The following is an 18,285-nucleotide window of genomic DNA, read 5'->3' on the forward strand; positions in this document are numbered from 1 at the left end:
AGCCCGGATTTCCTCCCCATTTTGCCGCCTCGATGGTGTGGTTTATGCGTTTACGCCCAAGTCGCGAGTCAGGAAATCCGCCAGCGCATGGCCCAGATCGGGCAGTGTCACGCTGCTCATGTGGGTGCCGGGAATCGTCGCGCGGGTGGCATGGGGCAAAGCCTCGGCCAGCCGGTCGGCAGACCCGTTGTCGTTGTCCTTGTCGCCGCACAGCACCAGCGTCGGCATGGTGATTCCCGCCAGCGCCTCCGGCGGGGTATCCTCCATCGCGCCGAGCAACAGCCGCACGGCATCGCGATCGACCGACGATGTCTTGAGGAACTGTTGCGCCATATAGGCGGCATCGCCAGGGCGGATGGTGCCGAAACGGTCGATCACGTCGCGAAAGAAATCCTGCCGCCGCGCCCATCCGGCCAGCCCTTCGAGCCCCATCCCGGCAAGCACCAGCCGACGCGGGCGCATGCCCCGGATCACCGCGCGCGCCGCCGTGCGTGCCCCCAGCGAAAAGCCGACAAGATCAAAATCCTCGAGCCCGAGATGCGCCACCAGCGCCTCGGCATCGCGCGCCAGCACGTCGGAAGGGTAGGCCGCCGGATCGTGCGGCGCGGCGCTGGCCCCATGTGCGCGCAGATCGGGCATCAGGCAGGCAAACCCCGCCCCGGCCAGCAAGGCCGCCGTACCATAGCGCACCCAGTTCACTTCGGCCGAAGAAAACAGCCCGTGAAGCAGAATGACCGGGCGTCCTTCCCCCATGCGGGTCAGCGCCAGCGGCGCGCCGTCGAATCCGGGAAACGTTTCCAAAGCTGCGGTCAAAGCTGGGGTCAAAGCTGCGGTCATCAAGGGGGCTGTCCTGTCCGGCAAGAACCCGCTCGATAGCCGCTTATCCGAGCAGCTTGTAGCCCGAAATCAGCAGGACCACCGCCAACAGCGGGCGCAGGACATGGTCGGGAGAGCGTGTCGACAACAGGCTGCCGATCACAACGCCCGGAATCGACCCGATAAGCAGATTGACCAGCAACACCGGATTGACATCGCCAATGACCCAGTGGCCAAAACCGGCAACCAGAGTCAGCGGCACCGCATGGGCGATGTCGCTGCCGACAATGCGCGAAACGCGCAGCGCAGGATACAGCATCAGCAGCGCGGTCACCCCGATCGCGCCCGCCCCCACCGACGAGACAGTCACCGCAACGCCCAGCGCCACGCCCAACGCCACCGTCGGCAGAGCCTTTGGCCGATGATCGCGATCCTCGCTCCGGCGTTCGCTGCGCTTGGCCAATATCGCCAGTTGTTTCTGAAACAAAGTCGCCACGGCCGTCACGATCAGCATCACGCCCAGGATGACGAGCATGGTGTGACTGGCGGCGCGCGGCAACCGCCCCACCCCGGACATGACCAGCAGCGTCATGATCGCCGCCGGCACGCTGCCGGTTGCCAGCCGCCGCACGATCAGCCAGTCAACGCTCGCGCGCCAGCCGTGGACCAGCGATCCGGCGATCTTGGTGGTCGACGCAAACAGGAGGTCAGTCCCCACCGCAGTGGTCGGGCTGATTCCGAACAGCAGGACCAGCACCGGGGTCATCAGCGACCCGCCGCCGACCCCGGTCAGCCCCACCAGGAATCCCACCAGCAGCCCGGCAATAGCATGGAGGGCATCGAGATGGGCCAGCATGGCGTGTCCTGCGAACGGAGCGGCGGAAATCGACGATCCGGAATGCGCGTGCATAACGGGCAGACCGGGTGTGGCGCAACGGCCAACCGCAAAATCTCTATATGCAGAGTTGAGATTATTTCTATCACCCCGACAACAAGCCGCATCCTTGCGCAAGAGCTGTCCCGCATCTGGACCATGGCCATGCGACCACCCCTTGCGCGCGCTGGCCCAAGGGTAGTATATTGATTACGTGATGGTTTCCGAGCCTTGGTGCCGACCGTTTCGGAATTGGCCCATCAGCCGGGCGGGCTTCGGCCGGGCTGGGGGTGCCTTGCGCCATCTTGCCGTGGCATCGCTCGCCATGGTGGTGATGGCGCCTGCCGCCCATGCCGATTCTCCGTCGTCCTTTACCGCAACCGCCGACCAGGCACTCAGCTTTGGCACGATCGTCACCTCGGGCAGCGGGTCGCGCACGGTCGGGCCCGACGGGTCGACCACCAACAACGGCGTGTTTCCCCTGGGCGACAGCGCCAGCGGACCGGCCCAATTCACCATGACCTACACCCGCGCCAGCGGCGATCCGCATCTCTATCAGTTGCTGATCCAGGTCATGCTGCCCACCGTCAGCCCTGTCCGCGCCAACGGTGTGCAGGGCAGCCTGTCGGGCTTTACCACCGACTTGCCCGGCGTGCCGACACTCCTGCCGGGCCAGGCGGCGGTCTTTACGATGCCCAACTGCGTCAGCAAGACCTGCTCGATCACATTTCACGTCGGCAGCACGCTCAACGTGGTCAGCGGGAACACCGGGGCCAAGCTGACCTTTCCGCTCATGCTGATGACCACCGTGACGGCGGTGCTGGGATAATGGCCGCGCTGCGCAGCACTGGCGCGGCCCTTGCGATCGCGGCCTCCGTGCTGGCATCGGCCCCGGCCTGCCACGCAAAGCCATCGACCGCGATCGGCGTGGCCATGGCCACGGTCTTGCGCCCCTTGCGCGTGGTTGCCGTCGCCGACATGAATTTCGGCACGGTCACCCATGCCGTCGGAAGCGGCGGCACCGTGACAGTCAGTCCGGGGGGCGCAGGCGCCGCGTTTTCGGGCGGTGCCAGCGCGGTTTGCACTGCGTCGGATTGTCTGGCGGCGCATGCAGCGCTCTTTTCCGTCAGCGGCGAACCGCAACGCAATTATGCGATCCAGTTGCCCGCCAGCATAACCGCCACCGGCGTTGCCACAAATCCCGGCGCGACGGCCCCGCCGCTTGTCGTCAATGGCCTGACCTTGCGCACCACGAGCGGCGCCGGGCAGCACCGGCTCGACGCAAGCGGCGCCGATCGCTTCGAAGTCGGCGGCACGATAACGCTGCCCGCCGATCTGCCCCCTGCCCGCTACCGCGCCAGCTTTGCCGTGATCGTCAGCTATTCCTGAACGGCCCTGCCGCGATTCGGGGCCCAGTGATTCTGCGCCAGTGATTCGGCGCCAGTGATTTGGTCTCGATGATGCTCGCAAGGCAAACCTATGCCTGATGATCGCCCATTTTTTCGAAAATAGCCGGATCGCCCCGCGGCTTCCTCCTCCGCTTCATCAATCCAGCCCTACCCCTCGCCGGAATTGGCTGTAAATTTCGGGGCTTGATCCGTTTTTTCAAACATGCACCTCGTCCATCAGGTTAATTATGACGGTTAAAGCGCGTTAATCAATCACTATATTAACGATAGTATTTCAGACCATTTAAACAAACACTGCCATTTTCCTCGAAGTGTTTCGGCAATTTAACAAGTATTGATGTCCAGGTAAGTATAAACACTAGGCCAACCTTCAAGCCCCGTCGGCTAGGCCACAGTCATCGGCGGACACAGGTCGCAATGAAAAAGCGATCGGACGGCGAACAAACTGGAACATCTGTTTCGGATGAACGGGACTATCCGAAACATCAATCGGGGACTTTGCAATGAAAAAGATTCTTCTTTCCGCAGTTGTTGCACTTACGATTTCTGCTCCGGCTTATGCAGCTTCGGGCAACACTTCGACCGCTGCCGGATCTGCCGTTGCAAACGTGGTCGCGCCGATCGTCCTGACGCACACCTCGGGAACCTCGCTCAATTTCGGCAGCTTCACCACCGGCACTGGCGGTACGGTCGTGGTCGGCTCTGACGGCACGGGCAGCGCAACCGGCGATGTCGGCTTCGTGCCCTCTTCGACCGAAGCCGCCGACCAGTTCACGGTTAAGGGCGACAACAACCGCAACTTTTCCATCGCGACCGCCAGCGGCACGGTTGTCAATGGCGCGACAACGATTGCCTTCACCACCGCGCCGTCGGCCGCGTCGGGCACGACGAGCGCAACCGGCACCGCAGCGTTCAGCGTGGGCGGCACGCTCACGGTGATCGGCACCGAAGCCGCCGGCGCCTATTCGGGCAGCTATAACGCGACTGTTGCCTACGACTGATCGCGCCGCGATCCGTAACGCCGATACCTGGCTGACGCGATGACATCGGGCGGATGCGGCCATGACCGCTGCTTCCGCCCGGCCTCAAAACCGCCTGATCGCAAGGATCGGGCGCGGCATTTCCTGTCACTGCATCGCAATGCCCAGGCCGGCCAGCAAAGGCAATCCAGTCGATGAAAACACACATTTATTCGGCCGCAGGCATCGCCGCGCTGATGGGCCTGCTCCCCGGAGCGGCAGCACACGCCGCATCGGGCAACGCGTCCACTGCGACGGGGGCTGCGGCGGGCAAAGTGATCAAGCCGATCGTGTTGACCCATACGGCAGGTGCAGCGCTCAGTTTCGGCACATTCGACCCCGGCACCGGCGGCAAAGTGATCGTCACCACCAGCGGCGCCGGTTCGGTGACCAAGGCGGTGACATTTGTACCGGGCATTTCGGTGACTTCGGCCGATCAGTTCACGCTGACCGGTGGAAAGAAGCAGAATTTCAGCATCACCACCACCGGCGGCGCGGTTACCAACGGCGTCAATTCGATGGCGTTCACGACGTCGCCGTCGTCGACCAGCGGGTCGACCAGCACGACCGGCACTTTCAGCTTTACCGTGGGGGGCAAGCTGACCGTCGCCGGGGGTGAGACAGGCGGCCACTATACCGGAAGCTATACCGCAACCGTCGCCTACAACTGATTGCGGAACGCGCCGAAGCAAACAGGGCGGACTGCCGGGGGGCAGTCCGCCTTTTTGCGTTCCGCTCCTTCGCATATTCCTTAGGCATTATGCCTAACCTGTTCTTAACCATCTTGGCCTAGCACCGCGTTTGCAGACGGGGTGACGGGGTTAGCAAACGATCGCCGCTCCGCCTGATCAACGGGACAGCGAAGGCGCTTTTGCGGCTTTCGCGACAACGACGGGGCTAAGCATGATTATCAACAAGCGACTTCTCACGGCCGTAGTGATTGCGGCCGCCATCGGGGATGTTTCGATGGCCAAGGCGGCTTCGGGCAACACCTCCACTGCGGCGGGCACGGCCTCCGCGACGGTCGTTGCACCGATCGTTCTGACGCACACGACGGGCGCTTCGCTCAATTTCGGCAAGTTCACGGTCGGCGCCGGCGGCACCGTTGTCGTCAATTCGACTGGGACCGGCTCGGTCACCAGCGATGTGGGCTTTGTGCCCGGCGGTTCGAGCACGACCGCCGACCAGTTTTCGCTGACCGGCGACAACAGCCGCAATTTCGGCATCAGCACGACCAACGGCACGATCACCAACGGTTCGAAGACGATGAGCTTTACCACCGCGCCTTCGTCCACGACCGGCACGACCAGCGCGACGGGCACGTATTCGTTCACTGTCGGCGGCACGCTGACCGTGACCGGCACCGAAACGCCGGGCGCCTATACCGGCACGTACAACGCCACTGTCGTCTATCAGTAATTGGCTGATCCAATGGCACTGATCCATCGGGGGACCAGGATCATGCGCAAGATCAAACATGCGGTTGCGGTGCTGGTTGCCGGTTTTGGCAGCCTCACCGCCCCCCATGCGCTGGCCGCTTCCGCCAACACTTCGGTGGTTGGCGGAACGGCCAGCGCCCAGGTGGCCGCGCCGCTGCAACTCGTTGCGGTAAACGCCTTGCAGTTCGGCTCGATGGCCCAACCGCAAGTCGGCGGCACCTTGACCATTTCCCCGTCTGGCGCAATCAGCACCACCGGGGATATGGGCACTGCCACCGCCGTCATGCAGACGACAGCGCGATCGGCGGCCAGCTTCAACGTGACCGGGATTGCCGGGATGATGTTTACGGCCACCGGGGTCAGCCAGGTCACGATCAGCAATGGCTCGGCCAGGATGACCGTGGGGCAATTCACGATCAACGGAACATTTTCGGGTGGTCAGATCGGCGCCAACGGCACTTATACATTCAATATCGGCGGCACTTTGACAGCTGCGGCCGGGCAGGCCCCCGGCACCTACAGCGGGACTTTCCCGATCACTGTCGCCTATAACTGAAACGGGATCTTTCGCAAATTCGCGAAAAATCGCCACAGGAGTTGACCCGACATGACCGCGCAACCGGCGCCATCCCTGACCAGATTGCCCCTTGCCCTGTTGCTGTGCGCAACCGCCCCGGCGATTGCCACGGCCCAGGTGACAAGCCTCAACGCCGCCGACAAACCGGCGGGCGAAAAACCGGCCATCATGAGTGTCGCCCCCAAAGGCGAAGGCCCCACCGCTGCGCAGGCGCCTGCCGGAGCGGTCGGCGGGATGGGCGACATCAATCTCTATCCCAAGCGCGTGGTGATCGACGATCGCAATCGCGTGGCCAGCGTCGGGGTCTACAACAAGACCGCCAACACCGGCGATTACGACATCACCATTGCCGACATGATGATGTCGGCCGACGGGCGCCTGGTCGAACCGGCCTCCGTCAAGGACGGCGATCCGACCCGCGCGCGGCTTAAAGGCGCAAGCGAGATGGTGCGCTGGTCGCCGCATCGATTTACCCTGCCCGGCAACGAATCGCAGATGGTGCGCCTTATGGCGCGTGTCTCGCCCGATCTGCCGGCAGGCGAATATCGCACGCATTTCTCCGTGATTGCCGTGCCGCCCGGCGATGACGGGCTGACCATCGACGAAGCCGCCAACGGCAAGCAGACCGCAACCGGCATCGGCGTCAAGATCACGCCGCGCTTCGGCATTTCGATCCCGGTGATCATTCGCGTGGGTGAAACCACGCTGACTTCGGGGCTGAAAGACTTTGCCGTCAACAGCACGCCCGAGGGGCAAAAACTGGTTCGGATCACGATCACGCGCTCCGGCACGCGGTCATCGTTTGGCGACATTGCCATCACCGCCCCCGGCGCGCCAAAGCCGGTCGCGGCGATCAAAGGTGTCGGCGTCTATACCGAAGTCGACGAACGCACCATCACCGTGCCGGTCGATCCCTCGCTCGACGCGCGGTTTACCGCCAGCGGAACACACCTGACCGTCACCTACACCGATGACGACTACGCGCCCGGCCAGACGCTCGCCAAGCAGGACTTCGTCGTTCCGTGATCCGGCCGGAGGCGCCCACAGCTGCCTCCGACATCCCCCTCCACGAGCCCGCCCGCAACCGCGGCGCGGGCCGCTGGTGCGCCGGTGTCTTGCCGGCGACCGCGCTCTTTGCCCTGCCCGGCACGGCGCTTGCGGCGCCCGATCCGGCACCCACCCCTGCCCCGCCGCAGACCATTTCGCCGCCGAGCGTGCCGCCGCTGCCGATGCCGGGCCAGACGATGGCCGCCGGGCAAACGGTCGCCAATGCCTATCCCGCGCTGTCCGAAGATGACGAGCTGATCCTCGAAATCCGCACCCAGCATCGCGAAATGACCGATACGCTGACCGCGCACGGGCTTCGCGGCGGGGTCTATCTGCCGCTGGGCGATGTCGCCCGTTTTCTCGACCTGCCGATCAGCGTCAGCGACGACGGACATTATGCCAACGGCTGGTTCCTTTCGCCGCTGCGCACGTTGTCGATCAACTTGCGCGCGGGCACGGTCACGCTGGCGGGCAAGGAAAGCCCCATCAGCAAGAGCGACTTCGCCGCCTATGACGGTGAATTGTGGATCAAGGCCGATCGGCTGGCGCAAATCCTGCCGGTCACGCTGACCACCGATCTGCGGGCGCAGACGCTGGTGGTCAAGACGCTCGAACCTTTCCCGTTCGAACAGCGCCTTGCGCGCGAAACGGCGCGCGACCGGCTGGCCAATCTCGGCGGCCATGCCCAGGCGCCGGTCTACGAACGCCAGGACACCCCCTATCAGCTTTACGACGTGCCGATTTCCGAGGTGGAACTGCGCGCGACCGGAAGCCAGGGCATTGCCCCGCACGTCGAGACCGATTTGCGCGCGTCGGGCGATCTGCTGTTCATGACCGCGCGGACTTATGCCAGCGTTTCGTCGTCGAGCGGGCTGATCGCGGCGCGCGCCGAACTGGGCCGTCGCGATCCCGATGCGCAGTTGCTGGGGCCGTTGCGCGCGACCGAGTTCGAAATGGGCGATGTCGCTTCGGAATCGATGCCGCTGGGCCTGCGCGGCGTGGCCGGGCGCGGCTTTGCGCTGACCAATGAGCCGCTCGAACACGCCTCGGTCTTCGAAAACATGGATTTCCGGGGCGAACTTTCCTCGGGCTTCGAAGTCGAACTCTATCGCAACGACACGCTGGTCGGATCGACTCGCGATGCGGTCAACGGGCAGTACGAATTCCTGCATGTCCCGGTCGATTTCGGGCTCAATGTGTTTCGCCTGGTGTTCTACGGCCCGCAAGGACAGCGCCGCGAGGAAGTGCGCCGGATCAGCGTCGGCGACGGGCGCCTCGCCAAAGGCGCGTTTACCTACAACGTCTTCGCGGTGCAAAAGGACAAGTCGCTCGCCAATGTAAACGCGCCGGGGTTTGAACCGACGATCGATTACGGCGACTGGCGCGAAGGCTTTTCCATGCAATATGGCCTGAGCAGCGCGCTGACCGTGGTCGGCAGCGGCGCACTATACCAGTCGGGCGGATCTTCGCGCTGGCTGACCTCGGCAGGGCTGCGCACCGGGCTCGGCGGCTGGGCGGCCAAGCTCGATGCCGCGATCGGCACCAATGGCGGGACGGCGGTCGAAATCGGCGTCGCGGGCAGACTGTTCGGGGCCAGTCTGGTCGCCACCCATGCCGAATATGGCCATGGCTTCGTCGACGAAGTGCGCTCGCCAAGCAGCCTGCCGCTGACGTCGATGACCACATTCGACTTGTCCAAGACCTTGCATATCGGGCTGCACACCGTCCCGCTGGCTTTCAGCTGGCAGCATCTGGCCTATGCCGATGGCCAGGTCACCAACACCGCCACATTCCGCCAGACGTTTACGGTGGGCCGCGTCATGGCGGCCAATGTCATCAACTACAACGACAGCGCGATGCCGGGCGCGGCGACCATCCGGTCGACCACCGGCACCTTCGACCTCTCCACGTTTGCCGGCAGTCACACGCAATACCGCGCCGAGGCCGGCTACACCATCGGGCCACATCCTGCGCTGACCTCGCTGAGCGGCGAAATTGCGCGGGACATCGATGCCCACACCACCGTGCGCGCCTCGCTCACGCACGCGTTCAACAATCACCAGACCACCGTCGGGCTGTCGGCGACGCGCAAGTTCGGACCTTTTGCGGTGTCGTTCGATTCGACCTATACCGCCCCGTCGCGCAGCTATGCCTTTACCTTGCGACTGGGTTTCAGCTTTGGCCGCAATCCCCTGAACGGCAAGATGTTCGTCGCCCGCCCCGGCCTGTCGAGCAGCGGCGCGGTCGCCGTGCGCGCCTTTGCCGATACCAACGGCAACGGCGAATGCGATCCGGGCGAGGAAGCGGTCGGCAAAGTCACCTTCTTCACCGGATCGCAGCACGTCACCTCCGATGCATCGGGCAACGCCATACTGACCGGGGTCGGCGACGGCAGCCGCACTGCGGTCAAGATCGACACCGCCACGCTGCCCGACATTGCCATGGCGCCCTCGCGCCCCGGGGTGGAGATCGTCGCACGCCCCGGCCGCATCCCGATCGTCCAGTTCGCGATCCAGCAATTGAGCGACATCGAAGGCACCGCAGTCTATGCCAACGGCACGCACAAGCGCGGGGTCGCCGGGCTCGTGCTGCATCTGATCGATGCCAAGGGCCGCCGCGCCGCCCGCGCGCGCAGCGAAAACGATGGCTTCGTGCTGATCGAACAAGTCCGCCCCGGCGACTACATGCTCGAAATCGCGCCGGACCAGGCACGCAAGCTGGGCATCAAGCTGGTCAGCGACCGTCACATCCGTGTCGGGCATCACGGCAAGCTGGTCCGGTTGAAGATTGTCGTCGCGCCCCAATGAGCGGCGCGGCGACGCCAGGCCCGCAGACACCCGTGCAGCAAATGGTTAATCCCAAGGCTATCGATTGCCGCGCACAAATCCCCTGCTTATTATGCTTTGCGCCAACAATTACAATAAGGTAGAACCCTGTTACCACGCGGTGCAAGTGGGGACGTTTGCCGCCGGACACATAGCGACACGATAAGTCCCGGGAGGAGCATGGTCGTCATGAGTGCCGTCACGTCCTCGGTGCGCAGCATTTCCGACCTCGCCCTCATCGCCGGGGTTTCGGTTTCGACCGTGTCGCGCGCGCTGACCGGCAAAGGCACTTTGAACCAGACCACGCGCGATCGCATCCGCGCCATTGCCGCCGAGCACGGCTTTCGGCTCAATGTCGCGGCGCAGAACTTGCGGCTTGGCCGCACCGGATCGATCGGCGTGCTGTTTCCGCTGGGCCACGAAAAGGCACAGGCGCTGTCCGATCCGTTCTTTTCCACCATGTTGGGCTACCTTGCCGACGCCTTGACCGAGCGCGGCTATGACCTGCTCCTGTCGCGTATCACGCCCGAAACCGAAATGTGGCTCGACGATTTCGTGCGCTCGGGCCGGACCGATGGAATCATCCTGATCGGCCAGTCGAATCAGGGCGCGGCGATCAACCGCCTCGCGGCGCATTACCGCCAGATGGTGGTGTGGGGCGCTTATTCGCCCGAAAATTGCTATACCACGGTCGGTTCGGACAATTTTGCCGGCGGGGCACTTGCCGCGCACCGCTTGCTGCATCGCGGCGCCAAGCGGCTGGCCTGGTTTGGCCATGCCAACGCGCCCGAATTTGCCGCACGTCAGGCCGGATTCCTGTCGGCTCTGCCCGATGCCGTTCGCCGCGATACCACCGTCGTGCCGATGCACATCACGCCCGAGGGCAGCCGCGCCTCGGCCAGAGCCTATTTTGCCGCCGGGCACCGCCCCGACGGGATCTTCGCTGCATCCGACGTCGGTGCGATCAGCGTGATGGCCGCAGCGCACGAATTCGGCATTGCCGTTCCCCATGACATGGCGGTGATCGGCTTCGACGACATCATGCTGGCGCGGCTGTCAAACCCGCCGCTGACCACGATCCGGCAGGACATCGAGGGCGGCGCGCGCATGCTGGTCGAACTGTTGCTGCGACGCATGGCCGGCGGCGAAACCCAGTCGGTGCAATTCGCCCCGCAATTGATCATCCGCGAAACCGCGTAAACGCCTGATCGGCCGAAACAGAGCCAGACGAAAAAAGGGCCAGAAAGGAAAGGGCGGGCAGGCCCCCCGACCTGCCCGCCCCCCGATCCGGCTGCCCGAACGGCCCTGCGCGCCATGGCGCGCAAGGCCCAGGCATCATGCCGATCAGAACGTACCGTGCAAACGCACACCGAAAGTGCGCGGCGAGCCCATGTAGGCGTTTTGCGTGCCGGTCTGCAGCGGGGTTTCAAAAACCTGCGTGACATAGGTCTTGTTGGTCAGGTTCTGCACCCAGCCTTCGAGCGTATAGCGACGGTCGATCTTCACGCCGAGATTGGCGTTGAGCAGACCGACAGGCCCCTGCACATTGTTGGAGGCAACGTTGACGTACTGGCTGCTGGCGTATTGATACTGCACCCGCCCGATCAGATCGAGCTTGTCCGTCAGCGGCGTATCGAGAGTCAGCCCGGCATTGGCCGTGATCTTGGGCGCAAAGCGGAACCGCGATCCCGACAGCGCCGGGTCGATATTGGCATCCACCCCATACTGCGCATGCGGGATCCAGGTCGCATCGGCATTGAGCGTCAGCGCCGGGGACAACTGGAAGGTGTTTTCGATTTCCGCGCCGTAATCGGTCGCCGACTTGGCGTTGAGCACGGTAAAGCGCAGACCGACGAACTGCGCGATCTGCAGGTTCTTCAGGTCATAATAGAACAACGAAACGTTGGTCCGCGCGCGGTGGCCAAAATACTGCACTTTGGCGCCGAGTTCGAAGGCGTTGATCGTTTCGGGCTTGTACGTCGGATCGAGCGGCGCAGTGACGTTGGTGGTGCCGGCAATCGTCGTGACCAGATACTGGACCATGGGCGGCAGCGTGGCGAAAGCGGCTGCATTGTTGAGAACGCCGCCGGCGGCGTTCTGGTCCATATTCACCCCGCCTGCCTTGAAGCCGCGGTTATAGGTGCCATAGACCATGGCATCGGGGGTCAGCTTGTATTGCAGGCCAAAAGTGCCCGAAACCGCTTTGTCGGTATGCCCGACGTCATAGGCCGGAGCCGGGAAAAGGTTGAGCAGCGTCCCCCAGTCGTTGGGAATGCCATTGAGATAGGTATAGGCAAACGACCCGCGCTTGTGCTCGATCGAATAGCGCAAGCCGCCGATCACGCTGAACTGGTCGGTCACCTTGAAATCGCCATGGGCAAAGACCGCATACGAATCGGTCGAACCATGCATCCCCTCGGATTCGATCAGGCCCGGCGTCGCGTCCGCCGTACCGGCAGGAAGCCCATAGGCGCCGAGCACCGTGTTCCAGTAGGGCTGCGCCTCAAGACCGTTATACAACGAGCGGCCCGACTTCAGCTTTTCGGTCGAGACGAAACCGCCGATCACGATGTCCGCGTTGAGCGAGGGAATGCGGGTGTTGTAGGTCAGTTCCTGCGAAGCGAAGTCGCTATGGAAATCTTCGTCATAGGGCAGAATGTCGGCGCCCGAGAAATCGGCGTCTTCATTGAGCTGGACCACGTCAAAGCGGCGATAGGCCGTGACCGATTTCAGCATGCCGGCGCCGATCGCGGCATCGACCAGCAAAGCGCCGCCGTAGTCCTTGGTCGACTGATAGCCGAGCTGGTTGAGCGAAACCTGGAACTTGGAAATGTCGGTCGACGGCAGCTTGAGCCCGAGCGCGGTGGTCAGGTAATCGACCAGCGGTGCCGTCGGGCCCGCCGTCACGCGTTCGGTGGCATAGCAGCAATCGCCATGGCTGGACGAATAGTCGCCGATCAGGCGCACGGTGACGCTGGACGACGGTTCCCACAAAAGCTGGCCCTTGACCGCGCGGGTGGTATTGCCGTTGACCGGGCGCCCGGTGTTGACGTCGGTGAAAAAGCCGTCAGTGCCCGAACCGAGCCCGGCAACACGCAGCGCAAGGTTGCTGGCGAGCGGTACATTGATCGCGGCGCGGATCGAATAGGTGTTGTAGTTGCCAACGTCCGCTTCGAACGAGCCGCCGATATCCGACGTCGAAGGCTTGGTCGAGGCGAGCAGCAGCGCACCGGCAGTCGTGTTCTTGCCGAACAGTGTGCCCTGGGCCCCGCGCAGAACCTGCAGGTTGTCGATGTCGAGGAAGTCCTGCAGCGCTGCGCCCGCACGGGTGCGATAGACGCCGTCGATGAACACGCCGACCGATCCTTCGAACGAACGGCTGATCCCGGCAGTACCGAGCCCGCGAATGACGACGTTGGCGCTCGACGAGGCAATGTTGGTCACGCGGAACGTGACGCTGGGCGTGATCGCGCCGATATTCGACACGTTTTCGACCCGCGCGGTGGCCAGCGCATCGGCATTGGCGGCGGTGATCGAAATCGGCACGTTCTGGAGCTTTTCCGAACGGCGCTGCGCGGTCACGACGATTTCCTGAAGGCCCGCCTGCGGCGCGGCGGCGGCCTGATCGGCCCCGGCGGCAGGTTCGCCGGCTTCGGGTGCCGCAGCGGCGCTGGCCATCGCGGGCGTTGCCAGCACAGACGCGAAAATAGCGACGGCCGTACCGGCCCGCCAAATGCCCTTCATTTTCATTCCTCTTCCGTTTGGCGCACTGTTTCGTGCGCTTGTCTGGGCTCGCACTGTGGCCGTTTGATCGGCCATCAAGAACTCGAACTCAGGCTTGAGTGTGCTTCAATTCAGCACTTAATTCTTGACATTTTACGACATGAACATGACATTTGACGTCTGCCGTGTTGGTGTTGCCTCTTGTCCACACTGCCTCTTGTCCACATTGGGAGTGGTTCATGCACAGACTGGGCCTCGCCCACACCGCCTCGGTACAGCAGTTCGAGCGCTATGCGCGCATCGCCGGGATCGATCTCGACACGATCCTGAGCGACGAGCACCGCGCCGTGGTCGCCGAAGCGCATCACAGCGAGGTCATTCCAGCCTCGGCCATGGTCGACATTTTCCAGATCGTTGCCATTGCCGCACGGCGCCCCGACCTTGGCGTCGGCTTTGCCATGTGGTGCAACCTGCACGGCTATGGCCCGCTCAGCCTGCTGTGGGACCATTGCACCACGGTCGAACAATTGCTGCGCCTGTCGGGCCGATATCTTCATCTCGAAACAGAAGCGATCGGTTCGTCCGCACTGGTCGAAGGCGACGAAATCGCGGTGCAGCAGTTCCTTACCGTACCAACCATGCTGGGCGGCAGCCAGTACCTCGAAGCGACGCTGACGCTGCAACTGCGCACCATCCGGCTGATCCTGGGGCAGCAATGGCACCCGCTGCGCATGGAATTTGCCCATCCCGCGCCCGACCAGCTCGGCTTTCACCGCAGCGTGTTTCGTTGCCCGCTGGTGTTCGGCGCCGATCGCAGCGCACTGGTGCTCCATCACGACGACCTTGCCCGCGAAAGCCCCAACGGCAACGCGCACCTTGCCGCCTATCTCGAACGGCAGCTCGAAGCCGCCCGCGCCAACCGCCAGGACGACATCCTGCGCCCGCTCGAACATCTCGTCACGGCCAATCTCGCCGGCGGCGGGATGACGCTGGAACGCGCGGCGGCGAGCCTGGGGATCAGCGCCCGTACCCTGCAACGCGCGCTGATTGCGCGGGGTCTCGGCTTTTCGAACGTGCTGGCCAATGTGCGTCGGCGCGTTGCGGGCGAATATTTCGCCTATCAGCGCCAGCCCAACCTGACCGAACTGGCGCATCGGCTGGGCTATGCCGAAGCCAGCGCGGCCAGCCGCTTCCTGCGCGAAAATTTCCGCGCGGGCGCGCGCCTGCTCAGCCGCCGCGCCCGCGCCGAACGGACCACCCGGACCGGCCGGCCCGCCTGATCGACGCGCCGCTCCCGGCGCTTACCGCGCCAAGCGCAGCGCGACTTCGGCCATCGGCGACCGGCAGATATTGCCAAGACACACGAACCGAACGGCTTTCCGGCTCATTGTGGCGGCTTCACGATGCCTCATCGACAGCGCGGCGGCCCAAGGCGGGATCATCGGTGAAGAACCCGTCGAGGCCTTCGGCCAGGTAGCGGCGGATTTCGGCCACACTGCCTTCGGGATTGCGCGCATTGGCACCGGCATCGTTGCGAAAATCGGCGGCTAGGTACTGGTTTTCCGGGCGGAACGTATAGCACCCGACAAGCAGCCCCGATCGATGCGCATCGGCGATCATCGCTTTGGGCTCGCCCAGCTTGCCATCGGGGCCCAGCGGGATCAACTGACGCGTCCAGGGCGCGACCCAGTCGGCATAGGCGGCAATCGCGGCAAGACCGTCGGCGCTCGTCATCTGGCCATAGGTCAGCGTGCCGCCCGCCTTGACGACATCGGCCGGACGCTGCGCATCGTCGTCGATCAGCTGCATGAACTGGACATTGGGCCGATCGCCCAGCGTGCCGCGCAACGCTTTCAGATTGGCGATCTCGAACGACTGGATGATCACCGGCGCGGTAGCGAGATACTTGCTGGCGCTCAGCTCCCTGACGAACCGGTCCTCCATCGGCAGCCCGATCCCGGCGAAATAGGTCGAATGCTTGATTTCCGGGATCAGCCCGACGACCCGGCCGCGCGCGGCGGATTCGGCGGCAAGGAAATCGGCGATTTCGGCCAGCGTCAGGATACGGAACATGCCGTCATAGGAATGGCTTTCGACGCGCAGCCCCTCGCCCGTCATGCGCTCTTTCGCGCGCAAGCTGCGCAGTTCGTCGAGCGTGAAATCCTCGGTGAACCAGCCGTACTGCGACACGCCGTCGACGATTTTGGTCGTCCTGCGCGCGGCGAATTCCTTGCGCGTCGACACGTCGGTGGTTTCGGCAATGTTGTTTTCATGCCGCGCGACCAACACGCCGTCCTTGGTCACGACCAGATCGGGCTCGATGAAATCGGCACCATCGGCAATCGCCTTGGCATAAGAGCCGAGCGTGTGTTCGGGGCGCAGCGCGCTGCATCCGCGATGGCCGAGCACCACCGGCTTGACCGGGCGCACCGCCGCGCGCGCGCTGGTGCCCAAACCCGTCAACAGCGCCGCCGCAAGGCCGCCGCCCATTGCCAGACATTCCCGCCGCGCCATCCGCATCGCACTCACCTCCCGTTATTCAGCCGCAGTCATACCGTTACCCCGCCATGGCGTGCAATCAGGTCAAATCAACGACAGTCACCGGCGGCAATCGTTCGACGCCGGGCTGCTCGGCCCAGTCGCGCGCATTGAGCACCCCGCCATCGGCGCGCAAAGCGGCAATCTGCGCCAGATCGAGATCGGCAAACACCCATTGCGCCGCCGATTCGACACCGATCGCGAGAACGCCGTCTTCGGGCATGGCAAACCCCTGCCCCGCATGACGATCCGGCGGGCCATAGATCCCCGCCGCGCCCCGGTTGTGCTCCATGGCCGGCGACCAGTCGGCATCGCCCACGATCGGGCAGTGCACCGCATAGCATTGCCCTTCCAACGCGCGCGCCTGGCTGCCGATGCGCACGCGCCAATATCCGTGCATCGTCTCGGTACAGCTCGGCACCAGCAGCACATCTGCCCCCGCCTCGACCGCCGCGCGGGCCAACAGCGGGAATTCGCTGTCATAGCAGATCAGCACCGCCAGCCGCCCCAGCGGGGTGACGAACAGGTTGATTTCGCTGCCCCCGACAATGCCCCACTCTTCGCGTTCGAAGCGGGTCATCAACAGCTTGTCCTGATAAGCCGCGCTGCCATCGGGCGAAAACAGCCGCGCGGTATTCACAAAGCGGCCGTCGACCCGCTTTCTCGGCGCGCTCGCGGCGAGAATCCAGATGGCGTGCCGCCGCGCGAGATCGCGATGCAGCGCATCGACCCGGGGCAAAAGGGCAGAGACCGTTTCGATCGAGCCTTGCAGATCGCCCATTGTCACCGGGTCGAGACTGGCCAGTTCCATCGCGCCATATTCGGGAAACACCGCCAGCGCCGCGCCGCCCGCAGCCGCCTCGGCAACCCAGTGCGTCAGCTTGGCCTCATACGCCTCCCAGTCGGCCAGCGCCTCGATCGGATATTGCGCGGCGGCCACGCGCCAGTTCGTCGTCACCATTGTTTCAGCCAATACTGCATGGGTTTCGGGGATTCATCGGCATCGCCATGATCCTTCCAGCCGAGCTCGGTGACAAGCCCCGGCACCGGGGCATAGCCGCGCTTGGTCCAGAAGGCATCGAGCGGGACATAGTCGGCGGGGCGCGCAGGATGATCGGCGGGGCGGATCACGGCGGCAAAGCACGCGGCATTTGCGCCGCATTGGCGCGCCTGCGCCTCGCGATGGTCGAAAAAGCCATGCCCGATCCCGCGCCCGCGATACGCGGGCAGGAGCACGCTTTCGCCGAAATAGAACAGCCTTGCGATATCGAGCCCGCGCGCAGCAAAAGGATCGCGAAATTCCGCTTTCTGATGGATCATCGGCGCCGCCGTCGCTGCGCCGACAATGTCTGCCCCGTCGAATGCGGCGACCAGCACGGCGTCGGGCGCGGCAGAAAATTCCCTCAGATAATCAGCCTCGTACACCGCATCGCCGTCATAGAGATAAGGCCAGGCGGCAAACACCCGGATGCGCAAATCCGCCAGACGATCGAGCGCGGCGACCAGTTCGCCGCCGGTCAGCGGCCGGACGCAAAGATTCATGCCAAGGCCGCGGGATCGACCTGACGCGTCCAGTCGACGAGATTGTAATACATCGTCAGCCGGGTGATCCGCCCTTCGGCAATGCTCAGAAATGCACCAGCGGGCAGGACGTAGGTCTGGCCTTCGGCTTCGGGCAGGCCTTCGTCGGTTTCGAGATAGGCGCCATGGACCACGAATTCGGCCGCCGCGTGCGTGCCGTCTTCGCTGACCATCAGGACGATGTCTTCCAGCCGCTCCTCGTAACAGCGCTCCATGTGCGCGAGGAACGCGGCGAACTGGTCCTTGCCGCTCTGCCGCCCGCCCTGATTGATGTCATGCGCGACATCGTCGGACAGACAATCGAGCATGCCCTGCCAGTCACCGGCGTTGAAGGCGGCATAATAGCGTTCGAGCAGGGCAAGCGTTGCGGCGCGGGGCATCGGTCGTCTCCGGGCGTTAAAAAAGGCCTCGGAGTCATAAAGTCCCCGACGCCGCTT

At 64.1% G+C, this 18,285-nt stretch carries 18 protein-coding genes; 10 read left to right on the forward strand and 8 right to left on the reverse strand.

The window, feature by feature from the left end:
- Nucleotides 1-42: 42 nt before the first annotated feature.
- Both AQZ50_RS16715 and AQZ50_RS16720 read right to left on the reverse strand, forming a co-directional pair.
- Nucleotides 43-837: an alpha/beta fold hydrolase gene (locus AQZ50_RS16715; RefSeq protein ID WP_067747968.1), complete on the reverse strand. Its 795-nt coding sequence runs from the start codon at nt 835-837 to the stop codon at nt 43-45.
- A 43-nt stretch (nt 838-880) separates the two neighbouring features.
- Entirely contained in the window at nt 881-1,672 is a 792-nt protein-coding gene (locus tag AQZ50_RS16720; RefSeq protein ID WP_067747970.1) for a sulfite exporter TauE/SafE family protein, read from the reverse strand.
- Nucleotides 1,673-1,985: 313 nt separating this feature from the next.
- Between AQZ50_RS16720 and AQZ50_RS16725 the strand changes: the two genes are divergently transcribed.
- From AQZ50_RS16725 to AQZ50_RS16765, 9 genes are all read left to right on the forward strand, one after another.
- Nucleotides 1,986-2,519: a DUF4402 domain-containing protein gene (locus AQZ50_RS16725; protein ID WP_197412535.1), complete on the forward strand. Its 534-nt coding sequence runs from the start codon at nt 1,986-1,988 to the stop codon at nt 2,517-2,519.
- Nucleotides 2,519-3,079 (forward strand): DUF4402 domain-containing protein, encoded by a 561-nt coding sequence (locus tag AQZ50_RS16730; RefSeq protein WP_067747973.1) that lies wholly within the window; start codon nt 2,519-2,521, stop codon nt 3,077-3,079. Before AQZ50_RS16725 ends, AQZ50_RS16730 begins: the two co-directional genes overlap by 1 nt.
- 523 nt (nt 3,080-3,602) lie before the next feature.
- The gene (locus AQZ50_RS16735) at nt 3,603-4,100 is read left to right on the forward strand and encodes a DUF4402 domain-containing protein (protein ID WP_067747974.1); all 498 of its coding nucleotides are present in this window, start codon (nt 3,603-3,605) and stop codon (nt 4,098-4,100) included.
- A 173-nt stretch (nt 4,101-4,273) separates the two neighbouring features.
- Entirely contained in the window at nt 4,274-4,789 is a 516-nt protein-coding gene (locus AQZ50_RS16740) for a DUF4402 domain-containing protein (protein ID WP_067747976.1), read from the forward strand.
- A gap of 295 nt (nt 4,790-5,084) precedes the next feature.
- Nucleotides 5,085-5,537 (forward strand): DUF4402 domain-containing protein, encoded by a 453-nt coding sequence (locus AQZ50_RS16745; protein ID WP_231730359.1) that lies wholly within the window; start codon nt 5,085-5,087, stop codon nt 5,535-5,537.
- 42 nt (nt 5,538-5,579) lie between these two features.
- On the forward strand, nt 5,580-6,113 hold the full coding sequence (locus AQZ50_RS16750) for a DUF4402 domain-containing protein (RefSeq protein WP_197412536.1): 534 nt from the start codon (nt 5,580-5,582) through the stop codon (nt 6,111-6,113).
- Between the two features lie 51 nt (nt 6,114-6,164).
- Nucleotides 6,165-7,160: a fimbrial biogenesis chaperone gene (locus AQZ50_RS16755; protein WP_231730360.1), complete on the forward strand. Its 996-nt coding sequence runs from the start codon at nt 6,165-6,167 to the stop codon at nt 7,158-7,160.
- Nucleotides 7,157-9,988, forward strand: coding sequence for a hypothetical protein (locus tag AQZ50_RS16760; protein ID WP_231730361.1), 2,832 nt, complete (start codon nt 7,157-7,159; stop codon nt 9,986-9,988). The genes AQZ50_RS16755 and AQZ50_RS16760 overlap by 4 nt, the downstream gene beginning before the upstream one ends.
- Nucleotides 9,989-10,195: 207 nt before the next feature.
- Nucleotides 10,196-11,206 (forward strand): LacI family DNA-binding transcriptional regulator, encoded by a 1,011-nt coding sequence (locus AQZ50_RS16765; RefSeq protein WP_067748041.1) that lies wholly within the window; start codon nt 10,196-10,198, stop codon nt 11,204-11,206.
- Nucleotides 11,207-11,350: 144 nt separating this feature from the next.
- On the opposite strand, the gene AQZ50_RS16770 is transcribed toward AQZ50_RS16765, so the two are convergent.
- Nucleotides 11,351-13,750: a TonB-dependent receptor gene (locus AQZ50_RS16770; RefSeq protein ID WP_067747981.1), complete on the reverse strand. Its 2,400-nt coding sequence runs from the start codon at nt 13,748-13,750 to the stop codon at nt 11,351-11,353.
- A 218-nt stretch (nt 13,751-13,968) separates the two neighbouring features.
- Between AQZ50_RS16770 and AQZ50_RS16775 the strand changes: the two genes are divergently transcribed.
- Nucleotides 13,969-15,009 (forward strand): AraC family transcriptional regulator, encoded by a 1,041-nt coding sequence (locus tag AQZ50_RS16775; protein WP_067747982.1) that lies wholly within the window; start codon nt 13,969-13,971, stop codon nt 15,007-15,009.
- A 21-nt stretch (nt 15,010-15,030) separates the two neighbouring features.
- Here AQZ50_RS16775 and AQZ50_RS21280 read toward each other — a convergent pair whose 3' ends face one another.
- The 5 genes from AQZ50_RS21280 to AQZ50_RS16795 form a co-directional block, all read right to left on the reverse strand.
- On the reverse strand, nt 15,031-15,171 hold the full coding sequence (locus tag AQZ50_RS21280; RefSeq protein WP_369801434.1) for an arsenate reductase/protein-tyrosine-phosphatase family protein: 141 nt from the start codon (nt 15,169-15,171) through the stop codon (nt 15,031-15,033).
- The gene (locus AQZ50_RS16780) at nt 15,128-16,219 is read right to left on the reverse strand and encodes a glycerophosphodiester phosphodiesterase family protein (protein ID WP_231730362.1); all 1,092 of its coding nucleotides are present in this window, start codon (nt 16,217-16,219) and stop codon (nt 15,128-15,130) included. The genes AQZ50_RS21280 and AQZ50_RS16780 overlap by 44 nt, the downstream gene beginning before the upstream one ends.
- 88 nt (nt 16,220-16,307) lie before the next feature.
- Nucleotides 16,308-17,228, reverse strand: a complete 921-nt coding sequence (locus AQZ50_RS16785; RefSeq protein WP_067747985.1) for a carbon-nitrogen hydrolase family protein — start codon at nt 17,226-17,228, stop codon at nt 16,308-16,310.
- The gene (locus AQZ50_RS16790) at nt 17,222-17,809 is read right to left on the reverse strand and encodes a GNAT family N-acetyltransferase (RefSeq protein WP_067747986.1); all 588 of its coding nucleotides are present in this window, start codon (nt 17,807-17,809) and stop codon (nt 17,222-17,224) included. The genes AQZ50_RS16785 and AQZ50_RS16790 overlap by 7 nt, the downstream gene beginning before the upstream one ends.
- Nucleotides 17,806-18,228: a ketosteroid isomerase-related protein gene (locus AQZ50_RS16795; protein ID WP_067747988.1), complete on the reverse strand. Its 423-nt coding sequence runs from the start codon at nt 18,226-18,228 to the stop codon at nt 17,806-17,808. Before AQZ50_RS16795 ends, AQZ50_RS16790 begins: the two co-directional genes overlap by 4 nt.
- Between the last annotated feature and the right edge of the window lie 57 nt (nt 18,229-18,285).

The sequence above is a fragment of the Novosphingobium sp. Fuku2-ISO-50 genome (genome assembly GCF_001519055.1).
Classification (GTDB): Bacteria; Pseudomonadota; Alphaproteobacteria; order Sphingomonadales; family Sphingomonadaceae; genus Novosphingobium.